Source organism: Burkholderia sp. (assembly GCF_018375725.1).
Lineage (GTDB): Bacteria > Pseudomonadota > Gammaproteobacteria > Burkholderiales > Burkholderiaceae > Burkholderia.
Genome location: NZ_JAHACR010000469.1, coordinates 1 through 2,049 on the forward strand (window position 1 = coordinate 1; position 2,049 = coordinate 2,049).

At 66.4% G+C, this 2,049-nt stretch carries 3 protein-coding genes; all 3 read right to left on the reverse strand.

Going from position 1 to position 2,049, the window contains the following annotated elements; translation table 11 throughout:
- The coding region (locus KH616_RS24485) for an aldehyde dehydrogenase family protein (RefSeq protein ID WP_292253825.1) at nucleotides 1-644 on the reverse strand (644 nt) is incomplete at its 3' end.
- 124 nt (nucleotides 645-768) lie between these two features.
- Nucleotides 769-1,071, reverse strand: a complete 303-nt coding sequence (locus tag KH616_RS24490) for a putative quinol monooxygenase (protein ID WP_292253830.1) — start codon at nucleotides 1,069-1,071, stop codon at nucleotides 769-771.
- Nucleotides 1,072-1,155: 84 nt separating this feature from the next.
- Nucleotides 1,156-2,049: NADP-dependent oxidoreductase (locus KH616_RS24495; RefSeq protein ID WP_292253828.1), on the reverse strand; the 894-nt coding region annotated here is incomplete at its 5' end.

A 2,049-nucleotide genomic window follows, 5' to 3' on the forward strand; every position in this document is an offset into this window, starting at 1 on the left:
GAGATCTCCGCCGGATCGCCGAACACCAGACCGACGACGCCCGCCGGCACGCCGGCATCGACGAATGCGCGCAGGAGCGCTGCCGGCGACGCCGGCGTTTCTTCAGGCGCCTTCACGAGGAACGAGCAGCCGGTCGCGAGCGCGGCGCTGAGCTTGCGCACGACCTGATTGACCGGGAAATTCCACGGCGTGAATGCGGCCACCGGCCCGACCGGTTCGCGCACCACCATCTGCTGCGCCGCCAGATTGCGCGGCGGCACGATCCGGCCGTAAACGCGCCGGCCTTCGTCTGCAAACCACTCGATGATGTCCGCGGCCGCCAGCACTTCGGTGCGCGATTCGACGAGCGGCTTGCCCTGCTCCTGGGTCATCAGCCTCGCGATCGTGTCGGCGCGCTCGCGTACGAGCGCCGCTGCCCGGCGCATCGTCGCCGCGCGCTCATAGGCGGGCACCCGGCGCCATGCCTCGAAGCCGCGTTGCGCGGCGGCCAGGGCGAGGTCGAGGTCGGCGGTGCCCGCATGGGCGACCTGGCCGATCACCCTGCCGGTCGCCGGGTTCACGACGTCGAGCGTCTTGCCGCTCCTGGCATCGCACCATTCGCCGTTGATCAGGAGTTGCGTATCCGTATACGTCACGTCAGTCATCCAGAATCCCCTACTTTCCGTCAAATGAGCGCCTCCCCGAACGCGGAGGCACCGGTTGCCTGAACGGGCGCCGCATTTCGCATGCGGCGGATTCAAGCCGCGCCGCGCACGAAGCGGCGTCTGCTTACTGCTGCACGGCATCCACGGCCGTCAGGACCCGCACAACCGGCGGCTCTGCCAGCCATTCGGCCGCGCTGGCCCGATACGCGTTGTAATGCGCGCTCGCGCGATGGGCGTCGAACGCCTGCGCATCGTCGTAGACCTCGAACAGATGGAAGCCCGGTGCGCCATCCGTCTGCACAAACAGGTCATAGCGGCGGTTGCCGGGCTCGGCGCGCGTCGCGGCGACCAGCTTGCGCAATTCCGTCTCGACGGTCTCAACATACTCGGGTTTCGGAATCAAACTTGCAAACACATAGACAGGCATGTCATGTCCTTGATCGATAGTCATGTTGTCGGCGTCGTGCCGGGGAATCCCGCGACGCCGGATGTGATGGGGCTTCCGCCCTGGTCAGACAAGCGCGTCGGGGCCGACGCGAACGACGACCTTGCCGAAATTCTTGCCCGCGAGCAGTCCGATCAGCGCATTCGGGGCCGCCAGCAGATCGTCGACGATGTCTTCACGCGACTTCACCTTGCCTTGCGCGACCCATTCGCCCATTTCCTTCAGGAACGCCGCATATCCGTCCGCATAGTGGTCGAGGATGATGAAGCCCTGCATCTTGATGCGCTTCGTCAGCAACGCGGACATCAGCAACGGCAGCCGATCCGGCCCCGGCGGAAGCGACGATGCGTTGTAGTACGCGATCAGGCCGCAGACCGGAACGCGCGAGCCGACGTTGAGCAGCGGCAAGACGGCTTCGAACACGGCTCCGCCGACATTTTCGAAATAGACGTCGATCCCCGCCGGGCACGCTTCGGCCAGTTTGCGCGCAAATTCCGGATCGCGATGGTCGATGCATGCGTCGAAGCCGAGCGTCCCGGTCGCGTAGCGGCATTTTTCGTCGCCGCCCGCGATGCCGACCACGCGGCAGCCCTTCAGCTTTGCGATCTGCCCGACAACGGAACCGACCGCACCGCTCGCCGACGCGACGACCACCGTTTCGCCGGGCTTCGGCTCACCGATCTTCAGCAATCCGATGTACGCGGTGAAGCCCGGCATGCCGAGCACGCCGAGCGCATACGACGGGTGCGGGAAGTGTTGCCCGAGCGGAATCAGATCGGTACCGTCCGACAGCGCATAGTCCTGCCATCCGCTTCCGGCGACGACGAGATCGCCCTCCCGGAACGACGGCAGTGTCGACGACACGACGCGGCTGACCGTACCGCCCACCATCACATCGCCGAGCGCCACGGGCGGCGCGTACGACGGACCGTCGTTCATGCGGCCGCGCATGTACGGGTC